The 17,065-nt window shown below is 65.2% G+C and carries 14 protein-coding genes; 8 read left to right on the top strand and 6 right to left on the bottom strand.

Annotated features, from left to right (window positions below; all coding sequences use genetic code 11):
* Positions 1-23 precede the first annotated feature (23 nt).
* From prpC to K2W61_RS01425, 3 genes are all read right to left on the bottom strand, one after another.
* Entirely contained in the window at positions 24-1,229 is a 1,206-nt protein-coding gene (gene prpC / locus K2W61_RS01435) for a bifunctional 2-methylcitrate synthase/citrate synthase (protein WP_175135593.1), read from the bottom strand.
* 90 nt (positions 1,230-1,319) lie between these two features.
* Positions 1,320-2,210 carry a methylisocitrate lyase gene (gene prpB, locus K2W61_RS01430; RefSeq protein ID WP_175135594.1) on the bottom strand — a complete coding sequence of 297 codons (891 nt, stop codon included), beginning with the start codon at positions 2,208-2,210 and terminating at the stop codon, positions 1,320-1,322.
* A 266-nt stretch (positions 2,211-2,476) separates the two neighbouring features.
* Positions 2,477-3,466 carry a malate dehydrogenase gene (locus K2W61_RS01425; RefSeq protein WP_175135595.1) on the bottom strand — a complete coding sequence of 330 codons (990 nt, stop codon included), beginning with the start codon at positions 3,464-3,466 and terminating at the stop codon, positions 2,477-2,479.
* A 372-nt stretch (positions 3,467-3,838) separates the two neighbouring features.
* On the opposite strand from K2W61_RS01425, the gene K2W61_RS01420 reads away from it, so the two are divergent.
* The 8 genes from K2W61_RS01420 to K2W61_RS01385 all read left to right on the top strand — a co-directional run bounded on the left by K2W61_RS01420 (position 3,839) and on the right by K2W61_RS01385 (position 10,915).
* Positions 3,839-4,618, top strand: coding sequence for a GntR family transcriptional regulator (locus tag K2W61_RS01420; protein ID WP_175135596.1), 780 nt, complete (start codon positions 3,839-3,841; stop codon positions 4,616-4,618).
* A 121-nt stretch (positions 4,619-4,739) separates the two neighbouring features.
* On the top strand, positions 4,740-5,156 hold the full coding sequence (gene sdhC, locus K2W61_RS01415) for a succinate dehydrogenase, cytochrome b556 subunit (RefSeq protein ID WP_006389362.1): 417 nt from the start codon (positions 4,740-4,742) through the stop codon (positions 5,154-5,156).
* On the top strand, positions 5,157-5,540 hold the full coding sequence (gene sdhD, locus K2W61_RS01410) for a succinate dehydrogenase, hydrophobic membrane anchor protein (protein ID WP_175135597.1): 384 nt from the start codon (positions 5,157-5,159) through the stop codon (positions 5,538-5,540).
* Positions 5,541-5,555: 15 nt separating this feature from the next.
* A complete protein-coding gene (gene sdhA, locus K2W61_RS01405) occupies positions 5,556-7,322 on the top strand; it encodes a succinate dehydrogenase flavoprotein subunit (protein ID WP_272909237.1) in 1,767 nt (588 codons plus the stop codon).
* An 18-nt stretch (positions 7,323-7,340) separates the two neighbouring features.
* Positions 7,341-8,057: a succinate dehydrogenase iron-sulfur subunit gene (locus K2W61_RS01400; protein WP_175135598.1), complete on the top strand. Its 717-nt coding sequence runs from the start codon at positions 7,341-7,343 to the stop codon at positions 8,055-8,057.
* A gap of 26 nt (positions 8,058-8,083) precedes the next feature.
* Positions 8,084-8,344 (top strand): FAD assembly factor SdhE, encoded by a 261-nt coding sequence (locus K2W61_RS01395; RefSeq protein WP_175135599.1) that lies wholly within the window; start codon positions 8,084-8,086, stop codon positions 8,342-8,344.
* Between the two features lie 19 nt (positions 8,345-8,363).
* A complete protein-coding gene (gene gltA, locus K2W61_RS01390; RefSeq protein ID WP_175135600.1) occupies positions 8,364-9,674 on the top strand; it encodes a citrate synthase in 1,311 nt (436 codons plus the stop codon).
* A 128-nt stretch (positions 9,675-9,802) separates the two neighbouring features.
* On the top strand, positions 9,803-10,915 hold the full coding sequence (locus K2W61_RS01385) for a hypothetical protein (protein ID WP_175135601.1): 1,113 nt from the start codon (positions 9,803-9,805) through the stop codon (positions 10,913-10,915).
* A 40-nt stretch (positions 10,916-10,955) separates the two neighbouring features.
* Here the strand turns inward: K2W61_RS01385 and K2W61_RS01380 are convergent, their stop codons facing one another.
* From K2W61_RS01380 to mdeB, 3 genes are all read right to left on the bottom strand, one after another.
* Positions 10,956-11,408, bottom strand: a complete 453-nt coding sequence (locus K2W61_RS01380) for a DUF2214 family protein (protein WP_175135602.1) — start codon at positions 11,406-11,408, stop codon at positions 10,956-10,958.
* A gap of 147 nt (positions 11,409-11,555) precedes the next feature.
* Positions 11,556-13,853 (bottom strand): NADP-dependent malic enzyme, encoded by a 2,298-nt coding sequence (locus K2W61_RS01375; protein ID WP_175135603.1) that lies wholly within the window; start codon positions 13,851-13,853, stop codon positions 11,556-11,558.
* Positions 13,854-14,096: 243 nt separating this feature from the next.
* The gene (gene mdeB, locus K2W61_RS01370; protein ID WP_175135610.1) at positions 14,097-16,784 is read right to left on the bottom strand and encodes an alpha-ketoglutarate dehydrogenase; all 2,688 of its coding nucleotides are present in this window, start codon (positions 16,782-16,784) and stop codon (positions 14,097-14,099) included.
* Positions 16,785-17,065 lie beyond the last annotated feature (281 nt).

Genomic DNA, 17,065 nt, shown 5'->3' with positions numbered 1-17,065 from the left:
GTCGGCAGGCCCATGTCGTCGTCTTACTTGCGCTTGTCGAGCGGCACGAACTTCTGATCTTCCGGGCCGACGTAGTTGGCGGTCGGGCGGATGATCTTGTTGTCCACGCGCTGCTCGATGATGTGGGCCGACCAGCCCGCGGTGCGCGCGATCACGAACAGCGGGGTGAACATGGCGGTGGGCACGCCCATCATGTGGTAGCTGACAGCCGAGAACCAGTCCAGGTTGGGGAACATTTTCTTGATGTCCCACATGACGGTTTCGAGGCGTTCGGCGATGTCGAACATCTTGGTGCTGCCGGCCTTCTTGGAGAGCTTCTTGGCCACTTCCTTGATGACCTTGTTGCGCGGGTCGGACACGGTGTAGACCGGGTGGCCGAAGCCGATGATGACTTCCTTGGCCTCGACGCGGCGGCGGATGTCGGCCTCGGCCTCGTCCGGCGTCTCGTAGCGCTTCTGCACGTCGAAGGCGACCTCGTTGGCGCCGCCGTGCTTGGGGCCGCGCAGCGCGCCGATCGCGCCGGTGATGGCCGAATACATGTCCGACCCGGTGCCGGCGATGACGCGGGCCGTGAAGGTGGAGGCGTTGAACTCGTGCTCGGCGTACAGGTTCAGGGAGATGTGCATCGCCTTGACCCATTCGTCGCTGGGCTTCTCGCCGTGCAGCAGATGCAGGAAGTGGCCGCCGATGCTGTCATCGTCGGTCTGCACGTCGATCACGCGGCCGTTGTGGCTGTAGTGATACCAGTACAGCAGGGCCGAGCCCAGGTTGGCCATCAGGCGGTCGGCGATGTCGCGCGCGCCGGGCAGGTTGTGGTCGTCCTTCTCGGGCAGCACGCAGCCCAGCACCGAGACGGCGGTGCGCATCACGTCCATCGGGTGGCTGGCGGCGGGCAGCGCCTCGAGAGCGTCCTGCAGCTGCACCGGCAGGCCGCGCAGCGCGCGCAGCTTTTCCTTGTAGGCCTTCAGTTCGGCCTTGTTGGGCAGCTTGCCATGCACCAGCAGGTGGGCGATTTCCTCGAATTCGCTGGTATGGGCGATGTCCAGGATGTCGTAGCCACGGTAATGCAGGTCGTTGCCGCTGCGGCCGACCGTGCACAGCGCGGTGTTGCCGGCGACCACGCCGGACAGCGCGACCGATTTCTTGGGCTTGAAGCCTGCCTTTTCTTCGGGCTTGGCGGCCGGGGTGGCGTCCGCCTTGGCGGCTTGCTTCTTGGGAGCCGTGCTCATGTCTCTACTCCTTTCCTTTCGCGGTGGTCGATGCAATGGGGGTAGCGGGGCGCCGCAGGGTCGCCGCGGCGCCGGATACGGTGGCGCGAATCAGCCCTTGCCCTTCTGGAACAGGGCGTCCAGGCGCGATTCGTATTCGTGATAGCCGATGCGGTCATACAGTTCCTCGCGCGTCTGCATCAGGTCGACCACGTTCTTCTGGTGGCCATCGCGGCGGATCGCGGTGTAGACGGCCTCGGCGGCCTTGTTCATGGCGCGGAAGGCCGACAGCGGGTAGAGCACCATGCCCACGCCCACGCTCTTGAGCTCTTCCACCGAGAACAGCGGCGTCTTGCCGAATTCGGTGATGTTGGCCAGCACCGGCACCTTGACGGCCTTGACGAAGCGGTCGTAGGTGGGCAGGTCGTAGGCGGCTTCGGCGAAGATGGCGTCGGCGCCGGCTTCGACGCAGGCCAGGGCGCGCTCGATGGCGGCGTCCACGCCGTGCGAGGCGATGGCGTCGGTGCGCGCGATCAGGTAGAAGTCGCTGTCGGTGCGGGCGTCGGCCGCGGCTTTGACGCGGTCGGCCATTTCTTCGGTGCTGACGATCTCCTTGCCGGGGCGGTGGCCGCAGCGCTTGGCGCCGACCTGGTCCTCGATGTGGCAGGCGGCGGCGCCGAACTTGATCAGGCTCTTGACGGTGCGGGCGATGTTGAACGCCGAGGGACCGAAGCCGGTGTCGATGTCGACCAGCAGCGGCACGTCGCAGACGTCGGTGATGCGGCGCACGTCGGTCAGGACGTCGTCCATGGTGTTGATGCCCAGGTCAGGCAGGCCCAGCGAGCCCGCGGCCACGCCGCCGCCCGACAGGTAGATGGCGCGGTAGCCGGCCCGCTTGGCCAGCAACGCGTGGTTGGCGTTGATGGCGCCGATGATCTGCAACGGGCTTTCTTCGGCGAGTGCGCGGCGGAACAGGGCGCCGGCGGATTCGGGTCTGGACATGGGGGTCTCCGTCATAGTGGCCGGGTGTCGTGACGTTGCCCCGGCTGGGATATCAGGTCTTGCGGGTCCGCGGTCGGCCGGATCGGAATCCGGCGCCTGGCCACGACCTTACGCGGTCGCGGCACGTAAATCTGTCCCCTTCGCGACAATTCCTTGCGCGCTCGCAAAGAGACAGGTTTGCGTGCCGCGGACGGCGCATCCGTGGATGGGCCGTCCGCTTGCGAATTGGGCCCGCGTCAACGGGCCCAATTCTGCTTGATGGCTGCTTACTTCAGCAGGTCCTTGACGCCGTCGCGCTCTTCCAGGAGCTCTTTCAGCGTGAAGTCCAGGCGCTCACGCGAGAAGGCGTCGATTTCCAGGCCTTCGATGCGCTTGTACTCGCCGTTTTCGGTCGTGACCGGCACGCCGTAGATGATGCCTTCGGGGATGCCGTAGGAGCCATCGGACGGGATGCCCATGGTGACCCACTTGCCGTTGCTGCCCAGGACCCAGTCGCGCACGTGGTCGATGGCGGCGTTGGCGGCCGAGGCGGCCGACGACAGGCCGCGGGCCTCGATGATGGCGGCGCCGCGCTTGCCCACGGTGGGGATGAAGGTGTCGCGGTTCCAGGCGTCGTCGTTGATCAGCTTGGCCAGCGATTCGCCGCCGACGGTGGCGAAGCGGTAGTCGGGGTACATGGTGGGCGAGTGGTTGCCCCACACGACCAGCTTTTCGATGTCGGCCACGGCCTTGCCCGACTTGGCGGCCAGTTGCGACAGGGCGCGGTTGTGGTCCAGGCGCAGCATGGCGGTGAAGTTCTTGGCGGGCAGGTCCGGCGCCGACTTCATGGCGATGTAGGCGTTGGTGTTGGCCGGGTTGCCGACCACCAGGACCTTGACGTTGCGGCTGGCGACGTCGTTCAGGGCCTTGCCCTGGGCCGTGAAGATCTGCGCGTTGACCGACAGCAGATCCTTGCGTTCCATGCCGGGGCCGCGCGGGCGGGCGCCGACCAGCAGGGCCACGTCCGCGTCCTTGAACGCCGTGCGCGGATCGCTATGGGCGGTGACTTCCTGCAGCAGCGGGAAGGCGCAGTCATCCAGTTCCATGATGACGCCCTTCAGGGCCTTTTGCGCTTTTTCGTCGGGGATTTCAAGCAGTTGCAGAATGACGGGCTGATCTTTGCCCAGCATTTCGCCCGAGGCGATGCGGAACAGCAGGGCGTAACCGATTTGGCCGGCGGCGCCGGTGACGGCGACACGCAAGGCAGGCTTAGACATGGACGTTCTCCGTAATGGTGTGGCGAGAAAGAAATCTCACCAATCAGTGTAATCCGTTGAGCGGCGAAGACGGCCTGCGCGCAAGGGGCGGCCAGGTTGCCGGACAGTCAGAAATCCTAGAACTAATTCACGGGTGCGTCAATTGATCTTATATCTTATATAAGACATAAGACGTTGGACAGCGCCGCCCCCGGTATGCGACAATAGAGCGTTTGTTCGAATGCGCCGCAGCACCGCCGGCTGCGCGCCTGTATCAGGCCAGAACACCGGCGCCGCAGTCGTGCGCATGCGAATGGAAGCCGCATCGTTTGCGTGGCCTTTTTCGCGCGGCCTTCCATTCTCCGGATGAACATGACACTTCCAAGACGATCCATGGCAGACCCCCGGCCCGAAACTCCCCTACGCACACGCGCCGCCCGTCCAGCGGGCGAGGGAGCCGCTTTCAGTCCGCTGTACCGCCAGATCAAGGACCTGCTCGTGCAGAGCCTGGACCGCGGCGAATGGAAGCCCGGCGAACTCATCCCCAGCGAAATCGATCTGGCCGCCCGTTTCCAGGTGAGCCAGGGCACGGTGCGCAAGGCGGTCGATGAGTTGGCCGCCGAACACCTGCTGCTGCGCCGCCAGGGCAAGGGCACCTTCGTCGCCACCCACCATGAAGCCCGTGTGCGCTACCGTTTCCTGCGCCTGGCCCCCGATGAAGAGGGCGAGGCCGTGCGCGCGGAAAGCCGTATCCTCGAATGCCGCCGCCTGCGCGCGCCGGCCGAGATCGCGCGCGCGCTCGATCTGCGGGCGGGTGAAACCGTGATCTCCATCCGCCGGTTGCTGTGCATGGGGCAGGTGCCCACCGTGTTGGACGATATCTGGCTGCCGGGGTCCATCTTCCGTGGCCTTACCTTCGAGCTGTTGAGCGCCAACAAGGCCCCGCTCTATGGCCTGTTCGAATCCGAGTTCGGCGTCAGCATGGTGCGCGCGGACGAAAAGCTGCGCGCGGTGGCCGCGCCCGCCGAAGTCTGTACGTTGCTTAATGTTGCCGCCGGCACGCCGTTGTTGCAGGTGGACCGGGTGTCGTACACCTATGGTGACCGCCCCATGGAAATTCGACGGGGCTTGTACTTGACCGATCGATACCACTACCGCAATAGTCTGAATTGATGAGCTTTTTAACTACGATTTGATACCAACCCGATCTCTGGGCGAAAATACCGTGTTTGCCCGCAAGGGCCACGGCATTAGCGCCGTCACGATTCCCTAGTTCCGAAACACCGAGGCCGTCATGTCCGACACCGCTGCCAAGCCACGTCCGCAGTTTCGCAATATTGGGCTTGCCCAAGTTGCGTTCTCCTATCGCCTGCCCCTGGCCGGCAAGCTGTCCATCCTGCACCGCATCAGCGGCATATTGCTTTTCCTCTGTCTGCCCTTGGTCATTCTGCCGCTGTTCGCGGCCAGCGTGGCCTCGCCGCAGACCTTCGCCGCCGTGGCGGCGTATGCGGGCAATCCGATCGTCAAGCTCGTGCTCCTGGTCCTGATCTGGGGCTATCTGCACCACTTCTGTGCGGGCATCCGCTACCTGCTGCTGGACCTGCACCTGGGCATCGACAAGCTGTCGGCCAAGAAGAGCGCCGGCGTGGTTTTCGGTGTCAGCCTGGCGCTGACCCTGGTGTTCGCCCTCAAACTGTTCGGAGTGCTGTAAATGGCTGCCGCTAAAAACTACGGACCCAAGCGCCTGGTCGTCGGGGCGCACTATGGCGTCATGGATTTCATCATCCAGCGCATCACCGCCGTCATCATGGCCGTGTACACGCTGGTGCTGCTCATCGGCATCCTGTTGATGCCCGCCTTCACGTATGAATCGTGGCACGCGCTGTTCACGTTCTACGTCGGCGTCCTCCCGGTCGGCCAGATCCTGGCGACCCTCGCATTCGTTGCGTTGGCCTGGCATGCCTGGATTGGCGTGCGCGACATCTGGATGGACTACGTCAAGCCGGTGGGCCTGCGCCTGCTGCTGCAAGTGCTGACGATCCTCTGGTTGGTCGGTTCGGTCGTTTACTTCGCGCAAATCCTCTGGAGCATCTAAGCCGTGGTCTCTGTCATGAAATCCTTGCCGCGCCGCCAGTTTGATGTGGTGGTCGTTGGCGCCGGCGGAGCCGGCATGCGTTGTTCGCTGCAACTGTCCCAAGCGGGCCTGTCCGTTGCGGTGTTGTCCAAGGTGTTCCCCACGCGTTCGCACACCGTGGCCGCGCAAGGCGGCGTGAGCGCCTCGCTGGGCAACATGAGCGAAGACAACTGGTACTGGCACATGTACGACACCGTCAAGGGGTCGGACTGGCTGGGCGACCAGGACGCCATCGAGTTCATGTGCCGCGAAGCCCCGAACGCCGTGTACGAGCTCGAGCACTTTGGCATGCCGTTCGACCGCAACCCCGACGGCACCATCTACCAGCGTCCGTTCGGCGGCCACACCGCCAACTTCGGTGAAAAGCCGGTCCAGCGCGCCTGTGCCGCTGCCGACCGTACCGGCCACGCGCTGCTGCACACCCTGTACCAGCGCAACGTGGCCGCCCGCACCCAGTTCTTCGTCGAATGGATGGCGCTGGATCTGCTGCGCAACGAAGCCGGCGACGTCGTGGGCGTGACCGCCCTCGAAATGGAAACCGGCGAGATCTACATCCTGGAAGCCAAGACCACGGTGCTGGCCACCGGCGGCGCCGGCCGTATCTGGGCCGCCTCCACCAACGCCTTCATCAATACGGGTGACGGCCTGGGCATGGCCGCCCGCGCGGGCATCCCGCTGCAGGACATGGAATTCTGGCAATTCCACCCGACCGGCGTGGCCGGCGCCGGCGTGCTGATCACCGAAGGCGTGCGTGGCGAAGGCGGCATCCTGCTGAACAAGGATGGCGAGCGCTTCATGGAACGCTACGCGCCCACGCTGAAGGACCTGGCGCCGCGCGACTTCGTGTCGCGCTCGATGGACCAGGAAATCAAGGAAGGTCGCGGTTGCGGTCCGGACGGCAGCTACGTGGTGCTCAAGCTCGATCACCTCGGCGCCGACGTCATCAACAAGCGCCTGCCCTCGATCCGCGAAATCGCCATCAAGTTCGGCAACGTCGACCCGATCAAGGAACCGATTCCCGTCGTCCCGACCATCCACTACCAGATGGGCGGCATCCCGGCCAACTACCACGGCCAGGTGCTGACGCGCGAAAACGGCGAGAACAAGATCGTCAATGGCCTGTACGCGATCGGCGAGTGCGCCGCGGTGTCGGTGCACGGCGCCAACCGCCTGGGCACCAACTCGCTGCTGGACCTGATCGTGTTCGGCCGCGCCACTGGCAACCACATCGTCAATTCGCACCCCGAGCGCCAGCACGCGCACCAGCCCGTGCCGCAGCAGGCCGTCGAATTCTCGCTGGACCGCGTCAACAAGCTGGAATCGCGCACCTCGGGCGAAAAGACCCAGGACATCGGCAACGCCATCCGCTTCTCGATGCAGCGCCACTGCGGCGTGTTCCGCACGCTGGAATTGCTGAACGAAGGCGTGACCCAGATCGAAGACCTGGCCAAGCAAGCCGACAACATCTACTTCAAGGACAAGTCCAAGGTGTTCAACACCGCGCGCGTCGAGGCGCTGGAACTGGCCAACATGACCGAAGTGGCCCGTGCCACCATCAAGTCGGCCGCCAACCGCACCGAAAGCCGCGGCGCCCATGCGCTGGACGACCACCCGACCCGCGACGACGAGAACTGGCTCAAGCACACGCTGTGGTATTCCGAAGGCAGCCGCCTGGATTACAAGCCTGTGCAGATGAAGCCGCTGACGGTCGAGTCCTTCCCGCCCAAGGCGCGTACCTTCTAAGTCCGGATAGAGCCCACTATGAGCACCAAGAGAATCGTCAAGTTCGAAATCTACCGCTACGATCCGGACAAGGACGAGCGCCCCTACATGCAGAAGCTGGAAGTGGAACTCCAGCCGACCGACAAGATGTTGCTCGATGCGCTGGTGCGCATCAAGAACGACGTCGATGACAGCCTGGCCCTGCGCCGCTCGTGCCGCGAAGGTGTGTGCGGTTCGGACGCCATGAACATCAACGGCAAGAACGGCCTGGCGTGCACGACCAACCTGCGCGAACTGAAGGAACCGATCGTGCTGCGCCCGTTGCCGGGCCTGCCCGTGATCCGCGACCTGATCGTGGACATGACGCACTTCTTCAACCAGTACCACTCGATCCGCCCGTACCTCATCAACGACACGCCGCCGCCCGAGAAAGAGCGCCTGCAGTCGCCCGAGGCGCGCGAAGAGCTGGATGGCCTGTACGAGTGCATCCTGTGCGCGTGCTGTTCCACTTCCTGCCCGTCGTTCTGGTGGAATCCGGACAAGTTCGTCGGCCCGGCCGGCCTGCTGCAAGCCTACCGCTTCATCGCCGACAGCCGCGACGAAGCCACCGGCACCCGTCTGGACAACCTGGAAGATCCGTACCGCCTGTTCCGTTGCCACACCATCATGAACTGCGTCGACGTCTGTCCCAAGGGGCTGAATCCGACCAAGGCCATTGGCAAGATCAAGGAACTGATGGTCCGTCGCGCGGTCTAGTGGATTGGTGTATTTAAGGTGTAATGATGAGCAGGCTTACTGAACTGGAACGGGCGCGGCTGCGTTGGCGGGCGCGCCGGGGCCTGCTCGAAAACGACTTGATCATCACCCGGTATCTCGACGCCTACGAGGCCGAGCTGACCGATGATGACGTGACCGCATTGACGCAGCTTTTCGAGTTGGGAGACAACGATCTGCTCGACGTGCTGCTGGCCCGCAAGGAGCTCGAGGGCGCGCTCGACACCCCCCGGCTCCGCGGCATCATCGGCCAAATGCGGTCGCTCTGATTAATTGAGAGGAAAAAACATGAACCTGTCTGACAAAAAAGCCACTCTATCCTTCTCGGATGGCAGCGCACCCATTGAGTTCCCTGTCTACAAGGGCACGGTCGGTCCGGATGTGATCGACATTCGCAAGCTGTACGGCCAGACGGGCATGTTCACGTTCGACCCCGGCTTCATGTCGACGGCGGCGTGCGAATCGGGCATCACCTATATCGACGGCGACAAGGGCGAGCTGCTGTACCGCGGCTACCCGATCGAGCAACTGGCCGTCAACTGCGACTTCATGGACATCTGCTACCTGATCCTGAACGGCGATCTGCCGAACCAGGGCCAGAAGGCCGACTTCGATTCGCAGGTGACCCATCACACGATGGTCAACGAACAGCTGCATTTCTTCCTGCGCGGCTTCCGTCGTGATGCCCACCCGATGGCCGTCCTGACGGGCCTGGTGGGCGCGCTGTCGGCGTTCTATCACGACTCGACCGACATCACGAACCCGCAGCACCGCCACATCTCGGCCATTCGCCTGATCGCCAAGATGCCGACCCTGGTCGCCATGGCGTACAAGTACTCGCAAGGCCAGCCGTTCATCTACCCGCAGAACGATCTGTCCTACACGGGCAATTTCCTGCGCATGATGTTCGCCACGCCGTGCGAAGAGTACAAGGTCAATGAAGTCGTCGAGCGCGCGCTCGACCGCATCTTCATCCTGCACGCCGACCACGAACAGAACGCCTCGACCTCCACGGTGCGCCTGTGCGGCTCGTCGGGCACCAACCCGTTCGCCGCCATTTCGGCCGGCGTGGCTTGCCTGTGGGGCCCGGCTCACGGCGGCGCCAACGAAGCTTGCCTGCAGATGCTCGAAGATCTGCAAGCCAATGGCGGCATCGCCAAGGTCGGCGAGTTCATGGAGAAGGTCAAGGACAAGAACTCGGGCGTGCGCCTGATGGGCTTTGGCCACCGCGTCTACAAGAACTACGACCCGCGCGCCAAGCTGATGCAGGAAACGTGCAAGGAAGTGCTCTCGGCCCTGGGCCTGGAAAACGACCCGCTGTTCAAGCTGGCCATGGAACTGGAACGCATCGCCCTGGAAGACCCGTACTTCGTGCAGCGCAAGCTGTACCCGAACGTGGACTTCTACTCGGGTATCGTCCAACGCGCCATCGGCATCCCGACCTCGCTGTTCACGGCCATCTTCGCGCTGGCCCGCACGGTGGGCTGGATCGCCCAGTGGAACGAAATGCTGTCGGATCCCGATTACAAGATCGGCCGTCCGCGCCAGTTGTTCACCGGTTCGGTCACGCGCGACGTGCCGCCGATGGACAAGCGTTGATACGCTGCCAGGCCTGACCAAGAAACCGCCTTCGGGCGGTTTTTTGTTGCCCCTTCTTTTGTTGTCCGGTTGCTCCGCCGAGCGCCGCGCCGTCGCGGCGGGGGTGTCTGGCGTTTATCATCCTTGCCATGATTCCGATCGCGCTGCCCTCCGCGGGCTTCTACATTTTCGTTTCCCTGGGGTTTCTTGCCGGCCTGGCCCTGCTCGGTTGGGCGTTGGTGCTGGTTGCCAGCGGGCGCGCGCGCCGCACGGTCCGCAAATACTGGAAGACGTCCAGCCTGTTGTTCGTGGTGCTGCTGGTTCCCTTTGCCTTCTATGCCTGGGTCCAGACGGTCATCTGGCGGATCGAGCGTGAAGGCGAACGCCGCGAGGCCGCCCGCAACGTCACCCTGGCGGCAGCGACGACGGTCGCAGGCATTGCCATGCCCGCCGGTACGCGCCTCAAGCTGCAGGACGAAGGCCAGTTGGAAACCTATGTCGAAGCCGAGTTTGCGCAGCCGGTGGCCATGTACGGCGTGCAGGCGTCGAGTGCGCGGCGCTATCTGGATGCCGACTACGACAGCGAGACCTATGCGCTGCGTGGCCGCCACCCGCGCAGCGTGCTGCTGCGCGGTACGGGCAGCCAGCCGGTGCAGGGCTGGCAGTGCGATGCCACCCGGGACATCGAATTCGACGTGGCGCGCGACGGCGCAATGAAGATGCTGAACAAGTGCGTGCTGGGCCCGGGCAACCGGGTCGAGGGCCTGGATTTGGCGGCAGGTTCCATCGTGTACGGGTCGAGCGGCACGGTCTATACCGATGGCTCGCGCGACCCGGATCGATGGCGCATCGAGGTCAAGGACCCGGTCGCGGTCAATGTGTTCGGCCTGCCATTGAGCGAGCCGCGCCTCTACCTGGATGACCAGCGGCGCCTGCTGCGGGTCAGCGATGCGGAGCTGGCCTGCCCGACGCGCCTGGGTGGCGTGAGCTACGCCGCCGGCACGCAGGTGCAGACCATGCGGCGCGGTCGCGGCGATGCGCGCGAACCGTTTCCAGGCGTGCTGGTGCTGAGTCCGTGGAATGGCCAGGTGGCCACGCGCGACGGCCAGGCCGACGTGCCTGAGGGCATGTCGGTGATGCAGAAATTGGACGGCGAGGTCGTCGGCGTGGTCGGGAACGATACGGTGGGCGTGTTTCACTTCGCCACGATCACCGTGGGTGACGAGAAGCCCCGGCAGCCGACCCGCGCGCGCTGTCCCTGAGACGCGCGAGGTCGCGCGGATCGTTTGCCGGGCGCGTCTTCTAGGTGCCGATGCCGCGCGCCATCAGCACGGCGAACAGCGGCAGGAAGATGAACAGGTGCGACTCGATCATCACCCAGCGGCGGGCGCGTTTGATCTGCGCGGTGTCCGGCACGAAGGCCGGTTGCTGGCGCGCCTGCTTCGCCCAGCGCAGGAAGGCCAGTGTTGGCGGGGCCGAACAGAGGCCGATGAGGACGAACAGCGTGATCTTGGCGTGGAACCAGGGGTTGCCCATGTAGAAGGCGGCACCCTTGATGCCGAGCGTCAGGCGCAGCACGCCGGTGACCAACACCAGGATCGCGCTGAGCAGGTACAGGCGGTCATAAACCAGCAGGCGCTTGAGCGCGGCGGGCGTCAGGTCGGGACGCAACAACACCGCTTCGGCAGTCAACACCACCACCAGCACGAAGATGGCCAGGAAGTGAAACCAGGCCAGGAAGGCGTCGAGCAGCATAGGGTCGGGCTCCAGTAGGGAAAGGGCGGGCAGGGTCAGCCCAGTTTGTACCATCCGGCCGAAGCCGCGCACCACCGCGCCCGCCAAGCCAGCCAAAAAAAGGACGCCCCGTGGGGCGTCCTGGATTTGCGGGTCAGCGCAATGCGATCAACGGCGCTTCTTGGCGGCCTCGGCGGCTTCCTGCTGCGCATCGACCACGGCCAGGGCGGTCATGTTGACGATGCGGCGCACAGTGGCGCTGGTCGTCAGGATGTGCACGGGGCGCGCGGCGCCCAGCAGGATCGGGCCCATCGCGACGCCATTGCTGCCGGTCATTTTCAGCATGTTGTACGTGATGTTGCCGGTGTCCAGCGTCGGCATGACCAACAGGTTGGCGCGGCCCTTCAGGGTGCTGTCGGGGTAGGCCAGCACGCGGATCTTTTCCGACAGGGCGGCGTCGGCATGCATTTCGCCGTCCACCTCCAGGTCGGGCGCGCGGTCCTGCACGATCTGGCGCGCGGTGGCCATCTTGCGCGAGGATTCCGTGACGCGGCTGCCGAAGTTCGAGTGTGACAGCAGGGCGATCTTGGGCACCACGCCAAAACGCAGCATTTCGTCGGCGGCCTGGATGGTGATGTTGGCCACTTCTTCGGCAGACGGGTTCTCGTTGACGTGCGTGTCGGTGACGAACAGCGTCTGGTCGGGCAGCATCAACACGTTCAGGGCGGCGTAGGTCTGGCCTTCCTTCTTGCCGATGATTTCGTCGATGTACTTGAGCTGGTTGTCGTACTTGCTGGCCACGCCGCACAGCAGGGCGTCGGCATCGCCACGACGCAGCAGCATCGCGCCGATCAGCGTGTTGTGCTTGCGGATCATCGCCTTGGCGATGGCCGGGGTCACGCCTTCGCGGCCCTTGAGCTGGTAGTACGCAGTCCAGGTTTCGTTGAAACGGCTGTCGTCTTCGGGATCGACGATCTCGAAGTCCTGGCCGGCCATCAGGCGCAGGCCGAACTTCTTGATACGCATCTCGATCACGGACGGGCGGCCGATCAGGATCGGGAACGCCAGCTTCTCGTCGGCCACGGTCTGCACCGCGCGCAGCACGCGCTCGTCTTCGCCATCGGCGTAGATGACGCGCTTGGGCGCCTTCTTGGCCTGCGCGAACAGCGGGCGCATCAGCTGGCCCGAGTGGTAGACGAAGCCCATCAGCTTCTGGCGGTAGGCCTCGATGTCCTCGATTGGGCGGGCCGCCACGCCGGAGTCGGCGGCGGCCTGGGCCACGGCCGGCGCGATCTGCACGATCAGGCGCGGGTCGAACGGCTTGGGGATGATGTAGTCGGCGCCGAACGACAGTTCCTGGCCGGCGTAGGCGCGGGCCACTTCATCGTTCTGCTCGGCCTGGGCCAGTTCGGCGATGGCCTTGACGCACGCCAGCTTCATTTCCTCGGTGATGCGCGAGGCGCCGGCATCCATGGCGCCGCGGAAAATGAAGGGGAAGCACAGCACGTTGTTGACCTGGTTCGGGTAGTCCGAACGGCCGGTGGCGATGATGCAGTCGGGGCGGGCGGCCTTGGCGACTTCCGGGCGGATTTCCGGCTCCGGGTTGGCCAGCGCCAGGATCAGCGGCCGGTCGGCCATGGTCTTGACCATGTCGGCGGTCAGCACGCCGGCGGTCGAGCAGCCCAGGAACACGTCGGCGCCGTTGACCACGTCGGCCAGCGTGCGCGCGTCGGTCTTCTGCGCGTAGCGCTTCTTGTTGGCTTCCATGTTTTCATCGCGGCCGTCCCAGATCACGCCGCGCGAGTCCACCACGTAGATGTTCTCGCGCTTGATGCCCAGGTGCACCAGCAGGTCCAGGCAGGCGATGGCGGCGGCGCCGGCGCCCGAGCAGGCCAGCTTGACGGTGCCGATGTCCTTGCCCACGACTTTCAGGCCGTTGAGGATGGCGGCCGACGAGATGATGGCGGTGCCGTGCTGGTCGTCGTGGAAGACGGGGATCTTCATGCGCTCGCGCAGCTTCTTCTCGATGTAGAAGCACTCGGGCGCCTTGATGTCTTCCAGGTTGACGCCGCCGAGCGTGGGTTCGAGCGCGGCGATGATGTCGACCAGCTTGTCGGGGTCGTTCTCGGCCAGTTCGATGTCGAACACGTCGATGCCGGCGAACTTCTTGAACAGGCAGCCCTTGCCTTCCATGACTGGCTTGGCGGCCAGCGGGCCGATGTTGCCCAGGCCCAGCACGGCGGTGCCATTGGTGATCACGCCCACCAGATTGCCGCGCGAGGTGTACTTGGACGCGGCGTCATCGCCCTGGTCGAAGATGGCCATGCAGGCGGCGGCCACGCCGGGCGAGTACGCCAGCGACAGGTCGTCCTGGTTGGCGAGGGGCTTGGTCGGGGTGACCGAGATTTTGCCGGGAGTGGGATAGGCGTGGTAATCCAACGCCAGCTTGGTGAGGGTTTCGTCCATGGGATATAGCCTTTTCGGCGCTAACGGTAGGTAATAAACGGAAAGCAAAAAGCGGGCTCGCGGCCCGCCGTATTCTTTGGGAAATGCTTAGGGAACACCCGTATTTCAACAGAAAGCGGCACGGATTGGTTGCTGCAGCGCAGCGATCGTCCGATTTTGGTCAAGCCCGCGTATCTTTCGATGATGCCGATGAAAAAAGGGAAAAGCCCCGGAGCGGCGCTTTTCTCCTTTTCTTTCAGGCTGTTATTGCGCCCAGGGAGGTGTGGCGCGGTCGGCCGCGCCGAGTTTGCGGCGCAATGCGTCCGCCTGGTCCTGGCGGCCCAGGCTGTCGAGCGCGTGCAGCACGATCCAGTCGGCGCTGACCTCGAAGAAGTCGCGCAGGCGGGCGCGGGTGTCGCTGCGGCCGAAGCCGTCGGTGCCGAGCGTGCGGTAGGGCGCGGGCACCCAGGCGCGGATCTGCTCGGGCACGGCGCGCACGTAGTCGCTGGCGGCGATCACCGGCGCATCGCTGCCGCCCAGGCAGGTGCGGACCCAGTCCGAGTCCGCCGTGGCGGGCAGGCCGAGGGCGCGGGCGCGTTCGGCCTCGCGGCCGTCGCGCGCCAGTTCCGAGAAGCTGGTCACGCTCCAGACCTCGGCATCGACGCCATATTCCGCGTGCAGCCGCTCCGCGGCCATTTCCGCTTCGCGCAGCATGGGGCCGGCGCCCAGCAGGCGCACCGCCGCCTGCTGGCGGGCCGGACGCAGGCGGTACATGCCGCGCAGGATGCCTTCGGCCGCCGCGCCGTCCTGCGGCAGGTCGGGCTGTGCCAGGTTTTCGTTGGTGACGGTCAGGTAGAAGAACTCGTCGCGCTGCTCGTCCAGCATGCGGCGCATGCCGTATTCGACGATCACCGCCACTTCGTAGGCGTAGGCGGGATCGTAGGCGCGGCAATTGGGCACGGTGGCGGCCATGATGTGGCTGGAGCCGTCCTGGTGCTGCAGGCCTTCGCCGCCCAGGGTGGTGCGGCCCGACGTGGCGCCGATGAGAAAGCCGCGCGTGCGCTGGTCGGCCGCGGCCCAGATCAGATCGCCGATGCGCTGGAAGCCGAACATCGAGTAATAGATGTAGAAAGGCAGCATCGGCAGGCCATTGACCGAATAGCTGGTGCCAGCCGCCGTCCACGACGAGATCGCGCCGGCCTCGGTGATGCCTTCTTCCAGGATCTGGCCGTCGCGCGCCTCGCGGTAATACAGTACCGAGCCGATGTCCTCGGGCTCGTACAACTGGCCCTGCGCCGAGTAGATGCCGATCTGGCGGAACAGGTTGGCCATGCCGAAGGTACGGGCCTCGTCGGCCACGATGGGCACGATGCGCGGGCCGATCTGCGGGTCTTTCAGCAGCGCCGTCAGCATGCGCACGATGGCCATGGTGGACGACATTTCCTTGCCGTCGGCGGCCAGCGCGAAGCGCGCCCACTGATCGACCGCCGGCGGCGCCAGGCGCGGCGCCTGCGTCCGGCGGCGCGGGATGTGGCCGCCCAGCGCGGCGCGGCGCGCCTGCAGGTGGCGCAGTTCGGCGCTGTCCTCGGCAGGGCGGTAGAACTTGAGCGCCAGGCAGTCGGCGTCGGAGATCGGCAGGGCGAAGCGGTCGCGGAACGCCAGCAGCGCTTCGTCGTCCAGCTTCTTCTGCTGGTGGGTGGTCATCTTGCCCTGGCCGGCCGTGCCCATGCCGAAGCCTTTCTTGGTCTGCGCCAGGATCACGGTGGGCTGGCCGCGATGATGGGCGGCGCGGTGATAGGCGGCATGGATCTTGACCATGTCGTGGCCGCCGCGGTGCAGGCGGTCGATGGCCTCGTCGCTCCAGTCGGCCACCAGCGCGGCAATCTCGGGATTCTGGTTGAAGAAGTGGGCGCGGTTGAAGGCGCCGTCGTTGGCGGCGAAGGTCTGGAACTGGCCGTCCACCGTGTTGGCGAAGGCGCGCGCCAGGGCGCCATTGGTGTCGCGTCGCAGCAGGGCGTCCCAGTCGCTGCCCCAGACCAGCTTGATGACGTTCCAGCCGGCGCCGGCGTACAGGGTTTCGAGTTCGTCGATGATGCGGCCGTTGCCGCGCACCGGGCCGTCCAGGCGTTGCAGGTTGCAGTTGACCACGAACACCAGATTGTCGAGCTTCTCGCGCGCGGCCAGCGTCAGCGCGGCGATCGATTCGGGCTCGTCCATCTCGCCGTCGCCGAAGATGCCCCAGACCTTGCGGTCGCTCGCGGGCACCAGCGAGCGGTGTTCCAGGTAGCGCATGAAGCGCGCCTGGTAGATGGCATTGATCGGGCCGATGCCCATCGAGCCGGTGGGGAATTGCCAGAAATCCGGCATCAGCCAGGGGTGTGGGTACGACGACAGCCCGCGCAGGCCGCGTGAGGTGGCGGTGATTTCCTGGCGGAAGTGGGCCAGGTCGTCTTCGCTCAGGAACCCCTCCAGGTAGGCGCGGGCATAGACGCCGGGCGCCGAGTGCGGCTGCATGTAGACCAGGTCGCCCGGGCCGTCGGCGGTACTGGCGCGGAAGAAATGGTTGAAGCCGACCTCGAACAGGTCGGCGGCCGAGGCGTAGCTGGCGATGTGGCCGCCCAACTCGCCATGGGCCTGGTTGGCGCGCACTACCATGGCCAGCGCGTTCCAGCGGTTGATGCGGGCGATGCGCTCCTCGACCGCCAGGTTGCCGGGGAAGGGCGGTTCCTGGTCGGCCGGAATGGTGTTCAGGTAGGCGGTGTGCGTCTGGCTGTTGGCCCGCAGTCCCAGCGTGGCGGCGTGCCCCAGCAGGTTATCCAGCACATAGCCCGCCCGTTGCGCGCCCGAGGCCTCGACCAGGGATTGCAGCCCGTCACGCCATTCGGCGGTTTCGGCGGGGTCGGTGTCTTGCCGGTGGTCGGCTCCGGCGGAGGAATGGCTGGCGTCGCACATGATGGTTTTGTCTCCTTGTAGCGCCATGCTAGTCCTGTCGCCGGGGCATGAGTGATCAAAATGCCGGGGCGAAAAACAGATTTTCAGCATATTCGTTTGCCCACGCTGGGTTGGGCGGCATAATCTGCCGTCAAGGCCCGCTTACCTGTGGTGACCACCTGCTGGACGCCGAGGCGCTAGAATTCGCGCTTCACAAAAAACAAACCGGCAACCAGACAGGGCGGCAACGCCCTGATAGCCGGGCCGTCCCGTCTCAGCGGCGGGTTCGCGTCCCGGCCAGT

It is taken from the genome of Achromobacter pulmonis, from assembly GCF_021733725.1.
GTDB lineage: Bacteria > Pseudomonadota > Gammaproteobacteria > Burkholderiales > Burkholderiaceae_B > Achromobacter > Achromobacter pulmonis.
The sequence above is the reverse complement of the archived record's forward strand: the minus strand, read 5'-3'. Positions and strand labels throughout refer to the sequence as shown.